This is a genomic window from Paraburkholderia sp. BCC1876 (genome assembly GCF_902833695.1).
Lineage (GTDB): Bacteria > Pseudomonadota > Gammaproteobacteria > Burkholderiales > Burkholderiaceae > Paraburkholderia.
In genome coordinates this window covers 121799-138460 of the sequence record NZ_CADFGI010000004.1, presented here as the reverse complement: position 1 = coordinate 138460, position 16662 = coordinate 121799, and the positions used below count along the sequence as shown (strand labels likewise).

At 64.5% G+C, this 16662-nt stretch carries 14 protein-coding genes; all 14 read left to right on the top strand.

All coding sequences use genetic code 11. From position 1 onward, the window contains the following. The first annotated feature begins 12 nt into the window (after positions 1–12). Positions 13–1020 (top strand): flagellar motor protein MotB, encoded by a 1008-nt coding sequence (gene motB, locus HWY05_RS16045; protein ID WP_035554444.1) that lies wholly within the window; start codon positions 13–15, stop codon positions 1018–1020. An 83-nt stretch (positions 1021–1103) separates the two neighbouring features. Beyond that, positions 1104–1481, top strand: a complete 378-nt coding sequence (locus HWY05_RS16040; protein WP_035554450.1) for a response regulator — start codon at positions 1104–1106, stop codon at positions 1479–1481. A gap of 88 nt (positions 1482–1569) precedes the next feature. Next, positions 1570–3846, top strand: coding sequence for a chemotaxis protein CheA (gene cheA / locus HWY05_RS16035; protein ID WP_035554452.1), 2277 nt, complete (start codon positions 1570–1572; stop codon positions 3844–3846). A gap of 63 nt (positions 3847–3909) precedes the next feature. Beyond that, positions 3910–4446: a chemotaxis protein CheW gene (locus HWY05_RS16030; protein WP_035562576.1), complete on the top strand. Its 537-nt coding sequence runs from the start codon at positions 3910–3912 to the stop codon at positions 4444–4446. A 52-nt stretch (positions 4447–4498) separates the two neighbouring features. Further along, positions 4499–6409, top strand: coding sequence for a methyl-accepting chemotaxis protein (locus tag HWY05_RS16025; protein WP_176058916.1), 1911 nt, complete (start codon positions 4499–4501; stop codon positions 6407–6409). Positions 6410–6613: 204 nt separating this feature from the next. Further along, positions 6614–7564, top strand: coding sequence for a CheR family methyltransferase (locus HWY05_RS16020; protein WP_035554458.1), 951 nt, complete (start codon positions 6614–6616; stop codon positions 7562–7564). Next, positions 7561–8397, top strand: a complete 837-nt coding sequence (gene cheD / locus HWY05_RS16015) for a chemoreceptor glutamine deamidase CheD (RefSeq protein ID WP_035554460.1) — start codon at positions 7561–7563, stop codon at positions 8395–8397. The genes HWY05_RS16020 and cheD overlap by 4 nt, the downstream gene beginning before the upstream one ends. 5 nt (positions 8398–8402) lie before the next feature. Then, a complete protein-coding gene (locus tag HWY05_RS16010; protein ID WP_035562579.1) occupies positions 8403–9491 on the top strand; it encodes a chemotaxis response regulator protein-glutamate methylesterase in 1089 nt (362 codons plus the stop codon). Positions 9492–9576: 85 nt separating this feature from the next. Beyond that, complete coding sequence (gene cheY, locus HWY05_RS16005) at positions 9577–9972, top strand: chemotaxis response regulator CheY (protein WP_007179968.1); 396 nt, start codon at positions 9577–9579, stop codon at positions 9970–9972. A gap of 1 nt (position 9973) precedes the next feature. Continuing rightward, positions 9974–10687, top strand: coding sequence for a protein phosphatase CheZ (gene cheZ, locus HWY05_RS16000; RefSeq protein WP_035554461.1), 714 nt, complete (start codon positions 9974–9976; stop codon positions 10685–10687). A 289-nt stretch (positions 10688–10976) separates the two neighbouring features. Then, positions 10977–11513, top strand: a complete 537-nt coding sequence (locus HWY05_RS15995; RefSeq protein WP_176058915.1) for a DUF2844 domain-containing protein — start codon at positions 10977–10979, stop codon at positions 11511–11513. Between the two features lie 14 nt (positions 11514–11527). Further along, positions 11528–12841 (top strand): DUF3443 domain-containing protein, encoded by a 1314-nt coding sequence (locus HWY05_RS15990; protein WP_176058914.1) that lies wholly within the window; start codon positions 11528–11530, stop codon positions 12839–12841. Positions 12842–13027: 186 nt separating this feature from the next. Further along, the gene (flhB, locus tag HWY05_RS15985; RefSeq protein WP_035554466.1) at positions 13028–14239 is read left to right on the top strand and encodes a flagellar biosynthesis protein FlhB; all 1212 of its coding nucleotides are present in this window, start codon (positions 13028–13030) and stop codon (positions 14237–14239) included. Continuing rightward, positions 14236–16335 (top strand): flagellar biosynthesis protein FlhA, encoded by a 2100-nt coding sequence (flhA, locus tag HWY05_RS15980; protein ID WP_035554467.1) that lies wholly within the window; start codon positions 14236–14238, stop codon positions 16333–16335. Before flhB ends, flhA begins: the two co-directional genes overlap by 4 nt. Positions 16336–16662 lie beyond the last annotated feature (327 nt).

Sequence of the window (16662 nt, the reverse complement as noted above, 5' to 3'; positions counted from 1 at the left end):
GGAACCGAATCGATGAGCAAGGATAAAGACCGCGCCATTGTCGTCAAGCGCGCAGCGCCGAAGAAGGCCGGCCATCACGGCGGCGCGTGGAAGCTCGCGTATGCCGACTTCATGACCGCGATGATGGCGTTCTTCCTGCTGATGTGGTTGCTGAGTTCGGCGTCCACGGTGCAGTTGAAGGGGATCGCCGATTACTTCAACCAGCCGTTGAAGGTCACGTTGTGGGGCGGCGACCGCAGCGCGGAAGACTCCAGCATTCTGAAGGGCGGCGGCCGCGACATTTCGACCGACGCCCAGGGCATTACACGTATCACCGACGGCCAGAACAGCCGTGCGCAGCGGACCGTTTCGCACAGTAACGACGATTCGATGAACCAGTCGCAAGGCGAGCTGGAACGCCGCGAGCAGGTCCGGCTGCACGATCTGCAGGTCAAGCTGATGGCCGCGATCGAAGCGAATCCGGTGCTGCGCCAGTTCAAGCAGCAGATCCGCATCGATTCGACGCTGACCGGCCTGCGCATCGAGATCGTCGACTCGCAGAAGCGGCCGATGTTCGCGACCGCGAAAGACCAGGTGGAGCCGTACATGCGCGACATTCTGCGCGAGATCGGCCACACGCTGAACGACGTGCCGAACCGCATCATCGTGCAGGGACACACCGACGCCGCGCAGTACGCGGGCGGCGAGAAGGGTTACAGCAACTGGGAACTGTCCGCGGACCGCGCCAATGCGTCGCGCCGCGAGCTGATCGCCGGCGGCATGGACGAAGCGAAGGTGATGCGCGTGCTCGGTCTCGCGTCGACGCAGAACCTGAACAAGGCGGACCCGATGGATCCGGAAAACCGCCGCATCAGCATCATCGTGTTGAACAAGAAGTCGGAGGAGGCGCTCGATCATGACGACTCCACCACGACTACCTTGTCGGACGACGCAGCCGGCTCCAAGCCGTTGCTGCAAAAGCTTGCGCAGCCGGTGACGGCTGCACCGAAGTTGCCGGCGGCAGCGCCGGCGGCCCAGTAACAGACAGCGGTCGTCTGGCCGGTCCACGCGCCAACAGGCGCGGACCGCCGGGCGATCCATAGCGTAAGTGCAGCGAGGTTTTCATGATCAGGCATATCCTGGCAATCGACGATTCGGCATCGATGCGGCAGATTCTCGCCGCGACGCTGACGACGGCCGGCTATGAGGTGACGCTCGCGTCGGATGGCATCGAAGGGCTCGAAAACGCGCTCGCCATGTCGTTCGACCTCGTGCTGACCGACCAGCACATGCCGGGCAAGACCGGCCTCGATCTGATCGCCGCGCTGCGCGGCAACCCGGCCTACCAGGCGACACCCATCCTCGTCCTCACGACGGAATCGGGCGAGCCGTTCAAGGCGGCGGCGCGAGCGGCGGGCGCGACCGGCTGGATCGAAAAGCCGCTCGACCCGGACATGCTGACCGAACTGGTGGCGGCGTTGGCCGAACCGGATCAGGCGTAAGCATCACCCTTAGACCAAGTTATAGAAGCTCTCGACGCGGCGGCACGGTAGCCCAAGCCTAGACAGGAACTCTCGCGGTGACCCAGGCATGACACTCGACATCACTCAGTTCTATCAGACGTTCTTCGACGAAGCGGACGAACTGCTCGCGCAGATGGAGCAGTTGCTGCTCAATCTGGACATCGCGCATCCGGACCCGGAAGACCTCGCGGCGATTTTCCGCGCGGCGCATTCCATCAAGGGCGGCGCGGCGACGTTCGGCTTTACCGCGCTGACGGAAACGACCCACATTCTCGAATCGCTGCTCGACCGCGCACGCAATAACGAACTCGTGCTGCGCAAGGACATGATCGACACGTTCCTCGAAACCAAGGACGTGTTGTCCGGCCAGCTCGCCGACTACCGGGCGAGCGCCGAGCCGGACGCCGCGATCGCCAAGGCAATCTGCGCGAAGCTCGAACAGTTGCACGCGGAAAGCCGCGCGGGCGGCGCGCCGGCAGCGGCAGCCGCCGCACCGGTTGCGGCAGCAGTCGTTGAAACACAGGCAGTACAAGGCGGTACCCCGCCGGAGCACGTCGTCGAACAGGCGGTGCAAGCGGCGGCGGGTGAATGGATTGACGGCGAACCGGCTCAGACCGGACAAGCCGCGGGTGCCGGCGCGGACGATAACGCCGGTCCCCATCTGAAAATTACGCTACGGGGCGTTGGGGAGAAGGACCAGGAACTGCTGGCCGAAGAGCTCGGCAACCTGGGGAACATCGTCGGGCAGGTCAAGAGTGGCGGCGATTTCACGCTGTGGCTCAAGACCGACGTGACCTCCGACGATATCATCGCCGTCTGCTGTTTCGTGATCGACGAAAGTCAGATCTCGATCGGCCGCGGCACCGCACCGGCGGACGAAACGCAGCAAGGCGAACCTGGAACGCCCGACGCTGCCGATTCGGCCCCGGCGCAAGCAGCACAGGCAGCACAAGCGGTGCAGGCAGCGTCGTCGGCCCCGGTGGCCAACACCGCTGCGTCCGCTGCAACACACGGCTTGTTCGACGCAGCGGCGGCGCAACCCGCCGCGGCTAGCAGCGCACCGGCGGCCAGTGCGGCGCCGGCGGCGAGCGCCGCCGCGCCTGCCGAACACGACCGTAAGGCCGCGGCCCGTCCGGCTGCGGCTGCCGGTGGCGCGGAAGGCAGTTCGATTCGCGTCGGCGTCGAAAAGGTCGATCAGCTGATCAACCTGGTCGGCGAACTGGTGATCACGCAAGCCATGCTCGCGGAAACCACCAGCACGTTCGATCCGGCGCTGCACGACCGGCTCTTCAACGGCATGGCGCAGCTCGAGCGCAACGCGCGCGATCTGCAGGAAGCGGTGATGTCGATCCGCATGATGCCGATGGATTACGTGTTCAGCCGCTTCCCGCGTCTGGTGCGCGATCTGGCGGCGAAACTCGGCAAGGAAGTGGAGCTCGTCACCTTCGGTCAAGCGACCGAACTCGACAAGAGCCTGATCGAACGGATCATCGATCCGTTGACTCACCTCGTGCGCAACAGTCTCGACCACGGTATCGAAACCGTGGAAGCGCGGCGCGCGGCGGGCAAGGATGCGACCGGCCAGCTGGTGCTGTCGGCGGCTCACCATGGCGGCAACATCGTCATTGAAGTGAGCGACGACGGCGCGGGTCTGCGGCGCGACAAGATTCTCGCGAAGGCGGCCAAGCAGGGCATGCAGGTCAGCGAGACGATGAGCGACGAAGAAGTCTGGAACCTGATTTTCCTGCCGGGCTTCTCGACGGCGGAACAGGTCACGGACGTCTCCGGCCGTGGTGTCGGCATGGACGTGGTGAAGCGGAACATCCAGTCGATGGGTGGTCACGTGGAAATCACCTCCCACGCCGGCAAGGGCAGCACCACGCGGATCGTTCTGCCGCTCACGCTGGCGATTCTCGACGGCATGTCGGTGAAAGTAGGCAGCGAGATTTTCATTCTGCCGCTGAACTTCGTGATGGAGTCGCTGCAGCCGCAAGCCGAAGACATTTACACGGTGGCCAACGGCGAGCGCGTGGTGCGCGTGCGCGGTGAATACCTGCCGCTGGTCGCGTTGCACGAAGTGTTCAACGTCGACGACGCGAAGCAGGAGCCGACCCAGGGCATCGTCACCATCATGCAAACCGAAGGGCGCCGCTTTGCGATGCTGATCGATGAACTGGTGGGCCAGCAGCAGGTGGTCGTGAAGAATCTGGAAACGAATTACCGCAAGGTGCACGGCATTTCCGCGGCGACCATTCTCGGCGACGGCAGCGTCGCGCTGATCGTGGACGTGGCGGCGCTGAACCGCGAAACGCGCCACGCGCATGGCGCGATGAGCCTCGCATGATGCCGCTCACACTCGACGTAACACTCACTCAACTTATTTCATCCCAACCGTTTGGGGGCTAACGTGGCAGAAGTCCAATCCATCAATTCGAGCGTCGCGAACGCGAGCGGTACGAATGGCCGCCGCGACGCGCAGCAGGCAGACGCCGGCGGTCAGGAGTTCCTCGTCTTCACGCTCGGCGCCGAAGAGTACGGCATCGACATTCTCAAGGTGCAGGAAATCCGCGGCTACGACAACGTGACGCGGATCGCCAATGCACCGGAATTCATCAAGGGTGTGATCAATCTGCGCGGCATCATCGTGCCGATCGTGGACATGCGCATCAAGTTCCATCTGGGCCGCGTCGAATACGACCACCAGACGGTGGTGATCATCCTGAACGTCGCGCATCGCGTGGTCGGGATGGTGGTGGACGGCGTGTCGGACGTGCTGACGCTCGCCACCGACCAGATCATGCCGGCGCCGGAATTCGGCGCGACGCTGACGACCGAGTACCTCACGGGACTGGGCACCGTCGACGGCCGCATGCTGATCCTGATGGACATCGAGAAGCTGATGACCAGCCGCGAAATGGCGCTGATCGAAGCGCTCGGCGCGTAACGGCAGCGGCAGCAGCCAGCTTTAACGACAGATTGGGACAGGGAGCATCGAGATGCTGAGCAGGTGGTCGATTCGCACGTCATTGACGATGGTGGGGATCCTTCTGGCGGCGCTGACCGTGGTGGTCGGCGCCCTCGGGCTAACCGCGCTGAATCGCGCGAGCCAGTCGCTCGACCGCATTGCGCGCGGCGATCTGGTGGCGATTCACGCACTCGACGATGCTTCCGCGTACCTGTTGCGCTCGCGTCTCGCGATCGACCGCTTCAACACGCTGTCGGCCGCGGGTAACGCGGACGAAGCGAAGAAGGCGATCGACCGCGCGCAGGAACTGCTGGTCAAGGGCAATCAAAGCTGGCAGGCGTATCTCGACGCGCCGAAAGCCGGCATCGACCCGGCGCTGCTCGACGACGTGCTTGCCAGGCGCACGGCGGTGATGCGCGACGGCGTCGATCCGGAGTTCGCGGCGTTGAACGCGAACGACATGAACGCGTACCACGCGATCGCCGACACCAGGATCAGCCCGATGTTCATCGCCTATGACGGCGCGGCGTCGGCGGTCATCAAGGCGTTGCAGCAAAGCGCCGTGGATCTGCAGGCCGGCGCGCAGTCGAACATCTCGCTGATGACCACGCTGATCATCGTGTTCACGTTGTTCGCGCTGGTCGTGGTGGTGGGTATCCGTTTCGCGCTGCGCGGCCTGATCGTGCAACCGCTGAAAGATGCGACCGCGTGCTTCGAGCGGATCGCGGCGGGCGATCTGTCCGAGTCGATCAACGTGTTCAGCCGCAACGAAATCGGCATTCTGTTCGCCGGCATCAAGCGGATGCAGGACAGCATGTCGACGATGGTGAAAGCGGTACACAGCAGCACCGAATCGATCGACACCGGCGCGCGCGAAATCGCGATGGGCAACACCGATCTGTCGCAACGTACCGAACAGCAAGCCGCTTCGCTGCAGGAAACCGCGTCGAGCATGGAGCAACTGACGGGCACCGTGCGGCAGAACGCCGAGAACGCGCGTCAGGCGAGCCAACTGGCCGTCAATGCGTCGGACATCGCCACGCGCGGCGGCGACGTGGTGAGCCAGGTCGTCACGACGATGCAGGACATCGCGACCAGCTCGAACAAGGTCGTCGACATCATCGGCGTGATCGAAGGCATTGCGTTCCAGACCAATATTCTCGCGCTGAACGCGGCGGTCGAAGCTGCCCGCGCCGGCGAGCAGGGTCGCGGTTTCGCGGTGGTGGCCGGCGAAGTGCGCAGCCTCGCGCAGCGCAGCGCGAGTGCCGCGAAGGAAATCAAGGAATTGATCGGCGACTCGGTCGACAAGGTGCAAAGCGGCTCGGCGCTGGTCGGCCGCGCGGGCACCACGATGGACGAGATCGTGCAGGCAGTGCGCCGCGTGACCGACATCATGGGCGAAATCAGCGCGGCGTCGGAAGAACAGTCCGGCGGCATCGAACAGGTGAATCGCGCGGTCGTGCAGATGGACGAAGTTACGCAGCAGAACGCCGCGCTGGTCGAACAGGCGGCGGCCGCAGCCGCGTCGCTCGAAGATCAGACGCGTCAGTTGCAAGCGGTGCTGACCGGCTGGAAGGTGGCCGGCGGGCAGACGCGTAGTAGCGCGGCACCGGCGGCGCGTTCGCCAGCGGTGACGCGTAGCAGCGGCAATTTCAGTAGCAAGGGCAGCAAGAGCAAACCGGCTGCCAAGGCCACGCCGCAAGCCGGCGCGGCTCATGCAACGAATCACGCTACATCGGCAGCAGGCGCGGCAGCGGCAAGCAACGCGGCAACACACGCAACACACGCAGCACCGGCGGCAACCGCACACGAAGCAGGCGCGGCACGCGTCGAACCGGCGCTGCGGCCGAAGACGATTCGTCCGGCCGCCGATTCCGCAGCACGTTCGGGCGCGTCGAGCGCGACCGCGGCGGGCTCGGACGCGGACTGGGAAACGTTCTAGGAAGTGGCACAAAGACATGCAGTCATTCGACATCTCGCTCCATGAGGGGCGAATCATCGAAGCACGCTTACAAGGCGTGTCGCGGGCCGACTGCGTGTTGCAGGAACTCGCGGGCGGGCGCGACCCCGCGAACACAATCCCTTGCTCCCAGAGACACCCTTTGGGCGGCGAGCGGGATGGCTCGTATTGCAGGCAGGAACTTTCATGATGGCAACGCGCGCACAGCAACGACCCGATCGGGCGGAACCGGTTCGATCCGGTGAACAGGGACGGGACTTCGAATTCACGTCGGCGGATTTTGGTCGCATTCGCGACCTGATCCATCGCAGCGCGGGCATTTCGCTGTCGGATCACAAGCGCGACATGGCGTATAGCCGTCTGGCGCGCCGTCTGCGCGCCCGCGGTCTCGACACGTTCAAACAGTATCTCGATCTGCTCGAAGCGGAGAACGATCCGGCTGAGTGGGAAGCCTTCACCAATGCGCTGACCACCAACCTGACCGCGTTCTTCCGCGAGGCGCATCACTTTCCGATTCTTGCCGAGTTCGTGCCGCGCCGCCCGCAGCCGGTCTCGGTCTGGTGCTCGGCGGCGTCCACCGGCGAAGAACCGTACTCGATCGCGATGACGCTGATCGAAGCGCTCGGCGACAGCGGCGCGCGCCAGGCCTCGGTGCTCGCCACGGACATCGACACCCAGGTGCTCGCGAAAGCCGAAGCCGGCATGTACCAGTTCGACCAGGTCAAGCATCTGTCGCCCGAGCGGCTCAAGCGCTTCTTCCTGAAGGGCACCGGCGCGCATGTCGGGATGGTCAAGGTGCGCCCGGAAGTGCGCGCACTGGTGCGCTTCCAGCAACTGAACCTGACCGACCGCGATTACCAGTTGCGCTCGCAGTTCGACGCGATCTTCTGCCGCAACGTGATGATCTATTTCGACAAGCCGACCCAGGCTCAGGTGCTCGGCCGCTTCGAACCGCTGATGAAATCGGGCGGCCTGCTGTTCGCCGGTCACTCGGAAAACTTCACGTACGTCACGCAGGCGTTCAAGCTGCGCGGCCAGACCGTCTACGAACTGACGCGTGACGCCACCGGCGCGCGCGCGCCGGCGCGTGCATCGACATCGACGTCGTCTCACACGACGAGCGGGGTGACCGTATGAGCAGCCGCCTGCCGATCGCAACCAATCTGTATTACGACAACCACTTCCAGCGCCCCGGCGTGAAGCTGTTGCCGAACGAGTTCTACACGACGCACGAAGACATGGTGCTGGTCACCGTGCTCGGGTCGTGCGTGGCGGCCTGCATTCAGGACCGCACCGCGGGCATTGGCGGCATGAATCACTTCATGCTGCCCGACGACGGCGCGGACGTCGCGCAGGCCGCGTCGGATTCGATGCGCTACGGCGCGTACGCCATGGAAGTGCTGATCAACGAACTGATCAAGGCCGGCGGCCGGCGCGAGCGCTTCGAAGCCAAGGTGTTCGGCGGCGGCGCGGTGCTGGCGGGCATGACGACGATGAACATCGGCGACCGCAATTCGGAATTCGTGCGCCGCTATCTGGCGCTCGAAAAGATCCGGATCGTCGCGGAAGACTTGCAGGGCTCGCACCCGCGCAAGGTCGCGTTCATGCCGCGCACCGGTCAGGTGATGGTGAAAAAATTACGCCTGCAGCAGGAAGCGGGCGTGGCCGAGCGCGAACAGGCGCTCGTGCGGCAGGGCGCCGAGGCCCGTGCCGAGCGGCTCGCAGCCGCGCGCAAACGAGTCGAGCTGTTCTCGACGCCGGCTGCGGCGCGGCCCAAGGTCGAACTGTTTTCGTCGACGGGCGCGGCACGCCCCAAGATCGAGCTGTTCAGCTCGAGCGCCGGCGGAGCAGCGGGAACAGCAGGGTCGGCGGCAGGCAGTGCGGGCGCAGCGAAGCCGCGCATCGAACTGTTCGGCGCCGGCTCGCGCCCGATTAACTCAAACAACGCCAGAACTACAGAGGAGGCGTGAGCGCTGTGCAAAAGATCAAAGTACTGTGCGTCGACGATTCGGCGCTGATCCGCAGCCTGATGACGGAAATCATCAACGGCCAGCCGGACATGACGGTCGTGGCGACCGCACCCGACCCGCTGGTCGCGCGCGATCTCATCAAGCAGCACAACCCGGACGTGCTGACGCTCGACGTCGAAATGCCCCGCATGGACGGCCTCGACTTCCTCGAGAAGCTGATGCGCCTGCGACCGATGCCGGTCGTGATGGTGTCGTCGCTGACTGAACGCGGCAACGAAATCACGCTGCGCGCGCTGGAACTGGGCGCGGTCGACTTCGTCACCAAGCCGAAAGTCGGGATTCGCGACGGCATGCTCGACTACTCGGAAAAGCTCGCCGACAAGATCCGCGCCGCAGCCCGCGCCCGTGTGCGCCAGGCCGCGCCGGTCCAGCATGCGGCGGCTCACGCGGCGCATGCGCCGGTGGGCGCCGCGCCGCTGTTCAACAATCCGCTGCTCAGTACCGAGAAGCTGATTATTGTCGGCGCGTCGACGGGCGGCACCGAAGCGATCCGCGAAGTGCTGGTGCCGCTGCCGCCGGATGCGCCCGCCGTGCTGATCGCGCAGCATATGCCGCCGGGTTTCACAAAATCTTTTGCGCAACGCCTCAATGGTTTGTGCCGGATTACCGTTAAAGAGGCAGAGCATGGCGAACGTGTGTTGCCGGGACATGCGTATATCGCACCGGGCCACGCTCACCTGTTGCTGGCCCGCAGCGGCGCGAACTATATTGCGCATCTGTCGGACGATCCGCCGGTGAACCGGCATCGGCCGTCGGTGGATGTGCTGTTCCGTTCGGCCGCGCAGCACGCGGGCAAGAACGCGGTCGGGGTGATTCTGACCGGCATGGGGCGCGACGGCGCCGCCGGACTGCTGGACATGAAAAAAGCGGGGGCGTATACCCTTGCGCAGGACGAAGCGAGCTGTATCGTGTTCGGCATGCCGCGCGAAGCGATTGCGCTCGGTGCGGCGGACGAGATCGCATCGCTGCCGGAAATGAGCCGGCGCGTGATGGCGCGCCTGTCGTCGATGGGCGATCGCGTTCAACGGGTATGATGCTGGCCGGGAGATTGAGGCGTTTATTTGATGCGCTGTTTTGACACGGTCAAGCGCCGCACATGGATCAAGCTAAGGAAATGAAATGGATAAGGGAATGAAGATTCTGGTAGTTGACGACTTTCCGACGATGCGCCGGATCGTCCGCAACCTCCTCAAGGAGCTGGGCTATTCGAACGTCGACGAGGCGGAAGACGGTCAGGCCGGCCTCGCGCGTTTGCGCGGGGGCACCTACGACTTCGTGATTTCCGACTGGAACATGCCGAACCTCGACGGTCTGGCCATGCTCAAGGAAATCCGCGCCGACGCGAACCTCACGCACCTGCCGGTGCTGATGGTGACGGCCGAGTCGAAGAAGGAAAACATCATCGCGGCGGCCCAGGCCGGCGCGAGCGGTTATGTCGTCAAGCCGTTCACGGCCGCGACGCTCGACGAGAAGCTGAACAAGATTCTCGAGAAGATGGCGAAAGCCGGGAGCTGATGTGACTCTGCCGACCAATGCGCAAGGCGCCGAAGCGGTGAATGAGAGCGGCGACTTCGCGTCCGACCGCATCCTCGCCCGCATTGGAGCACTGACCCGCACGCTGCGCGATTCGATGCGCGAGCTCGGGCTCGACAAGCATGTCGAGCGTGCGGCCGAAGCGGTGCCGGATGCGCGCGACCGCCTCAAGTACATCGCGACCATGACCGAGCAGGCCGCCGAGCGCGTGCTGTCGTCGATCGAAGTCGCCAAGCCGATCCAGGAGCAGCTGCAGAAAGACGCCGGCGTGCTGGACGCGCGTTGGGAGCAGTGGTACGCGGCGCCGATCGAGCGCGAAGAAGTGCGCGCGCTGATGAACGACACGCGGACCTTTCTGCGCGGCGTGCCCGAAGCGACCACGGCAACCAATTCGCAGCTCATGGAGATCATGCTCGCGCAGGACTTCCAGGATCTGACCGGTCAGGTCATCAAGAAGATCACGGATGTGGTGTACCTGATCGAGCAGCAGTTGCTCGGCGTGCTGGTCGAGAACATCGCGCTCGAGCGGCGCGAACAGTTCGCGGCGAACGCGGCGGCATTGGCCGCGGCGGAGATTTCGCCGACCGGCAGCCCGGAGAGTCTGCTGAACGGTCCGCAGATCAATCCGGAAGGCAAGACGGACGTGATGCAGGACCAGTCGCAAGTCGACGACCTGCTGGCCAGCCTCGGCTTCTAAGCCTGCAGCGCAACCGGCGGCCCGCCTACCGGGCCGCCCGCATCGTCTGGACAAACCAGTCCGCATAGCACGGCACGCGCCCCGCGTGCGCTTGCTGTCTACCGACACAAACCACAGGCATACTACGAGTTCAAGCAGCGGCACGGCTAACCGGTGACGACAGTCGCCGGGCGGTGGCAAGGTGAGGAAAACCCCTCCCGTTTGCCAGGTCGGCGGTGCCGTATGATCTGCATACATGCAGCCGGTCGCACGTTGTGCGAACCGTGCGCAGCTCGGGAGGAGCCTCGTCATGTGGAGTCGTGTACGCCGCGCCAGGATCGTTACGGCGCTAGTCTTGCCCAGTTCGCTATTCGCCGTGCCGTCCGCCTATGCGGGATTGGGCGGCGCCCCGATGACGCCGCCCGCGGATGCATCGGTTTCCTCCCGCACCGTTCAGCCCGCCGCGAGCGCCGCGTTGAGCGTGATGCGTTCCGCATCCGGTGCCGCTTCCTCCAGTGCCGCTTCCGCGTCCTACACCGTGCGTGAGACCACGCTCGGTAACGGCACGGTGGTTCGCGAATATCTGGCCGCCGACGGCTCGGTGTTCGGCATTGCGTGGCGCGGCCCGCAAATGCCCGATCTGAACGAGATGCTCGGCAGTTATTTCCCGCAGTACGTGGCCGGCGTGAAGGCTGTGAAGGCCGGGCGCGGCGGTGCCCGTGGGCCCATCGCGGTCGATCAGAGCGGTCTCGTCGTACATTCCGGCGGCCATATGGGCGCATTCAACGGTCAGGCGTGGCTGCCGCCCGCGTTGCCCGCTGGCGTCAGCGGTTCCGACATCCAGTAAGAGCGAGGACGACGATGCGAACCATGCGTATTGCTATCAAAGCGGTGAAGCTCAAGAGCTGGATGCAGGCCGTCGCGGCCGTGATGCTGGTGTCGACGCTCGTCGCGTGCGGCGGCGGCGGTGGTGGCGACAGCAACAGCAGCGGCAACAATTCCTCGTTTACGCTGAATGGCGGATCGTTGCCGGCCAGCCCGACGCAGCAGCCGATTGCCGCGAATGCCGCGAACACCGCGACGATCACGGTCGGCCCCGGCGTGAACGGCGTCGTCAATATTCCGACGGTCAGCGTGACGATCTGCGCGCCGGGCTCCACGTCCAACTGTCAGACCATCAATAACGTTCAAGTGGATACCGCTTCGTTTGGCTTGCGGCTGGTCGGTTCGGTGATCAACCAGTCGGTGCTCGGGGCGTTGCCGGTCAGCACAGTGAGCGGCGGTCAGCTTGCCGAGTGCGCAAGCTTTGCCGACGGCTACACGTGGGGCACCGTACGCACCGCGAGCGTGGCGATTGGCGGTGAGACGACCACGGCGGCCATTCCGCTGCAGATCATCGGCGACCTGGCCGCCAGCACGGTGCCGGCGCGCGGTTGCAGCGGCTCGGCGGAAAACACCGTCGCCGATCTTGGCGCCAACGGCATTCTCGGTATCGGCACCGCGCCGAACGACTGCGGCGCGACCTGCGCGAACGCCGTGACGGCCGCGAACTACAGCAATTACTTCGCGTGTCCGGGCGGCGCGTCCTGTGCCCGTACGGCGGTGCCGCTCGCGCAGCAGGTGGCCAATCCGGTGGCGAACTTCCCGGTCGACAAGAACGGCGTGATCGTGCAGTTGCCGGCTGTGTCGAATTTCGGCGCGGCGTCGGTCACCGGCACGCTGGTGTTCGGCATCGGCACGCAGTCGAACAATACGCTGGCCGCCGCGCAGTCCTTCACCACCGACGCCTATGGCGATCTGAACAACAGCGTGTTCAACGGCACGACGGTGCAGGCATTCCTGGATTCGGGCTCGAACGCTTACTTCTTCTCGGATAGTTCGCTTTCGCTGTGCGGCAGCAACTTCCAGGGCTTTTACTGTCCGTCGTCGGCGCAAACCCGTTCGGTGACGCTGGGCGGCGTGAACAGCACGAGAGCGACTGCCAGCATCGGCATCCTGAGTGCGTCGATGCTGTTCAGCAACAGCAGCAGTTACGCGTTCAACGATCTCGCCGGGCAAATCAGCGGCAGCAGCGCGTTCGACCTCGGTCTGCCGTTCTTCTTTGGCCGCTACGTGTACTACGGCCTTGATCAGACCGCGACGCCTGGCGGCCAGGCGCCGTTCGTGGCGTTCTGACGCACGCGTCTGAAGGCGTAGCCGGCCGGCGGCCCGGGTAACACCGGGCCGCCGGCCGCGCGCCGCTCCATCTCTCGAAATACCCCCCTTTCTCCGCCCTTATCCCCCGATCAGCGCTTGCGTCGAGCGGGAATAATCGCTCTCACTGGAAAGAGGCGTCGTGCCTCGGCCGACTGGAGAGCTTTTGTGGCAGAGGACAGCGACCTCGAAAAAACCGAATCAGCCACTCCCCGGCGCCTGCAGAAGGCGCGCGAGGAAGGGCAGATCGTGCGTTCGCGGGAGCTGTCGACGTTTGCGTTGCTGGCGGCGGGGTTCTTCGGCGTGTGGGGCATGTCCAGCAGCATCGGCGAGCATTTGGAGAGCATGCTGCGTACGGCCTTCACCTTCAATCACGCGACTGTCTTCGAGACCCGGCGCATGATGATCGGTGCCGGCGTGGCGGGTCGCGAAGGGCTTTACACGCTCCTGCCGGTGCTGGCTTTCACCGGCGCGGCCGCATTGCTCTCGCCGCTCGCACTGGGCGGCTGGCAGTTGTCTTCAAAGGGACTCGAGCCCAAGTTCAACCGGCTCAATCCGATTGAAGGGCTCGGCAAGATTTTTTCGATCAATGGCCCGGTCCAGCTCGGCATGTCGCTCGCGAAGACGCTGGTGGTGGGCATTATCGGCGGCACGGCGATCTGGAATCGCCGCGAAGAGATTCTCGCGCTGGCGACCCAGCCGTTGAATCTCGCGCTGGCCAACTCCGCGCATCTGATCGCCGTGTGCTGCGGCATGACGGTGGCGGGCATGTTCGTGGTCGCCGCGATGGATGTGCCGTATCAGCTGTGGCAGTTCCACAAGAAACTGCGCATGACGAAGGAAGAAGTGAAGCGCGAGCACCGCGAAAGCGAAGGCGATCCGCATGTGAAAGGCCGGATTCGTCAGCAGCAGCGCGCCATTGCCCGCCGTCGCATGATGACCAACGTGCCGAAGGCCGACGTGGTGGTGACCAACCCGACGCACTTCGCGGTCGCGCTGCAATACACCGACGGCGAGATGCGCGCGCCGAAGGTGGTCGCCAAGGGCGTCAACCTGGTGGCCGCGCGGATTCGCGAGATCGCCGCCGAAAACAACGTGCCGCTGCTGGAAGCGCCGCCGCTCGCGCGGGCGCTGTATCACAACGTCGAGCTGAACCGCGAAATTCCGGGCCCGCTGTATGGCGCGGTCGCCGAAGTGCTCGCGTGGGTGTATCAGCTGCGGCGCTTCAATACCGAAGGCGGCACCGTGCCGGTCGCACCGACCGATTTCGACGTGCCGCCGGAACTCGACAAGGGCGGTGTGGCGGAAGACGAAGCCGACCAGGAAGCCGCCGACGTACTTAATCCCGCTAACGACGACGCATCAGGACGTTCCGCATGAACACTCGCGCCGGTTTCCTCGCCCGACGGCCGGATGCCTTGAGCAGCACCAATTTGCGCGCCCTCGCCGGGCCGGTGCTGATCGTAATGATCCTCGGCATGATGATTCTGCCGTTGCCGCCGTTCCTGCTGGATCTGCTGTTTACCTTCAACATCGCGCTGTCCGTGATGGTGCTGCTCGTCAGCATGTACACGATGAAGCCGCTCGACTTCGCCGCGTTCCCGAGCGTGCTGCTGTTCTCGACCTTGCTGAGGCTGTCGCTGAACGTCGCGTCGACCCGGGTCGTGCTGCTCGAAGGCCACACCGGTCCCGACGCGGCCGGTCAGGTGATCGAGTCGTTCGGCCACTTCCTCGTGGGGGGCAACTTCGCGGTCGGTATCGTCGTCTTCGTGATCCTGATGGTGATCAACTTCATGGTGATCACCAAGGGCGCGGGGCGGATCGCGGAAGTGTCCGCGCGCTTCACGCTCGACGCGATGCCCGGCAAGCAGATGGCGATCGACGCCGATCTGAACGCCGGCCTGATCAACGAAGACCAGGCCCGCAAGCGGCGCCTCGAAGTCTCGCAGGAAGCCGAGTTCTACGGTTCGATGGACGGCGCGAGCAAGTTCGTGCGCGGCGATGCGATCGCCGGTTTGCTGATCATGGTGATCAACATCTTAGGCGGCCTGATCGTCGGGATGGTGCAGCATGGCATGGACTTCGCCTCGGCCGGCAAGACCTACACGCTGCTGACGATCGGTGACGGCCTCGTCGCACAGATCCCGTCGCTGGTGATTTCGACCGCGGCCGGTGTGATCGTGTCGCGCGTGGCGACTAATGAAGACATCGGCACCCAGCTCACCGGGCAGTTGTTCACGAACCCGCGCGTGCTGGCGATCACCGGCTGCATTCTCGTGCTGATGGGCCTGATTCCGGGCATGCCGCACTTCGCGTTTCTGCTTCTCGGCGGCGGGCTGATCCAGCTCGGCCGCACGATGAAGAAGAAGGCCGACGACCGCAAGAACACCAACGCGCTGGTCGACGTCGCGCCGGCCGCGATGACGCCGGTCGAGAACACCGAAGCAAGCTGGGACGACGTGACGATGATCGACACGCTCGGCCTGGAAGTCGGCTACCGCTTGATTCCGCTGGTCGATAAGAACTCGGACGGCGAACTGCTCAAGCGAATCAAGAGCATCCGCAAGAAGTTCGCGCAGGAAATCGGCTTTCTGCCGCCGGTCATTCATATTCGCGACAACCTCGAACTGCGGCCCAATGGTTACCGCATCGCGCTGAAGGGCGTCGAAGTGGGCGTCGGCGAGGCGTATCCGGGGCAATGGCTGGCGATCAATCCCGGTCAGGTGTCCGCAGCGCTCCCGGGCACGCCGACGCAGGATCCCGCGTTCGGTTTGCCGGCCATCTGGATCGACACGAATCTGCGCGAACAGGCGCAGGTGTACGGCTACACGGTGGTCGATTCGAGCACCGTGGTGGCGACGCACCTGAATCATCTGGTGGTCACGCATGCGTCGGAGTTGCTCGGCCGTCGCGAAGTGCAATCGCTGCTCGAGCGGATGCAGAAGGACACGCCGTCGCTGGTCGACGATCTGGTGCCGAAGTCGCTGCCGCTCACCACGCTGCAAAAGGTGCTGCAGAACCTGCTGGAAGAAGGCGTGCCAATCCGCGACATGCGCACGATTCTCGAAGCGCTGTCCGAACATGCGCCCAAGGTCACCGACGCGCACGATCTCACTGCGGCCGTGCGGCTCGCGCTGGGTCGCGCGATTACGCAGCAGTGGTTCCCGGGCACCGGCGACATGCAGGTGATGGGCCTCGATTCGAACCTGGAGCGCGTGCTGTCGCAGGCGCTTTCCACCGGCGCCAACCCGGGGCTCGAACCGGGTCTCGCGCACACGCTGCTGAACGAAACCCAGAAGGCGATGACGCGTCAGCAGAACCTCGGGCTCTCGCCCGTGCTGCTGGTGCAGCACGCGTTACGGCCGATGCTCGCGCGCTTCCTGCGGCGCAGCCTGCCGCAACTGAAGGTGCTGTCTTATGCGGAAGTACCCGATACGCGCAATATCAAGGTGGTGAATCTGATCGGGGCCCATTGAGCGCCGTCATTAATCCGGCATTGAATCCCGCGTTGAACCGGGCAACCGCACCGGTTCATCTCGCAGGCTGTAATTTCACCGGCGCTCTTCGAGCGCCGGTTTTCATTTCCGCGCCTCACTTCTGGCGCCGCAAGCCGGCCGCGTCGTTCATGATGCGCCCGCGGACGCCCCGTCGTGCGGGCATGAAAGGCGCGTTTAAAACCGCTGTGCGCGGGACTTGCAGCACGTTTCCATCGTCCGAATTACCCCCCTTTAACAGTCTTTATCCATCGATCGTCGCTCGAAGGGTTTCGCAATAATGATCTCAATGGGAAGCGGTATGTTGCC

Bases quoted from the DNA above. Each gene is read 5' to 3' on its own strand.
- motB (WP_035554444.1), top strand. From the start codon at position 13: ATGAGCAAGGATAAAGACCGCGCCATTGTCGTCAAGCGCGCAGCGCCG.
- HWY05_RS16040 (WP_035554450.1), top strand. From the start codon at position 1,104: ATGATCAGGCATATCCTGGCAATCGACGATTCGGCATCGATGCGGCAG.
- cheA (WP_035554452.1), top strand. From the start codon at position 1,570: ATGACACTCGACATCACTCAGTTCTATCAGACGTTCTTCGACGAAGCG.
- HWY05_RS16025 (WP_176058916.1), top strand. From the start codon at position 4,499: ATGCTGAGCAGGTGGTCGATTCGCACGTCATTGACGATGGTGGGGATC.
- HWY05_RS16020 (WP_035554458.1), top strand. From the start codon at position 6,614: ATGATGGCAACGCGCGCACAGCAACGACCCGATCGGGCGGAACCGGTT.
- cheD (WP_035554460.1), top strand. From the start codon at position 7,561: ATGAGCAGCCGCCTGCCGATCGCAACCAATCTGTATTACGACAACCAC.
- cheY (WP_007179968.1), top strand. From the start codon at position 9,577: ATGGATAAGGGAATGAAGATTCTGGTAGTTGACGACTTTCCGACGATG.
- HWY05_RS15995 (WP_176058915.1), top strand. From the start codon at position 10,977: ATGTGGAGTCGTGTACGCCGCGCCAGGATCGTTACGGCGCTAGTCTTG.
- HWY05_RS15990 (WP_176058914.1), top strand. From the start codon at position 11,528: ATGCGAACCATGCGTATTGCTATCAAAGCGGTGAAGCTCAAGAGCTGG.
- flhA (WP_035554467.1), top strand. From the start codon at position 14,236: ATGAACACTCGCGCCGGTTTCCTCGCCCGACGGCCGGATGCCTTGAGC.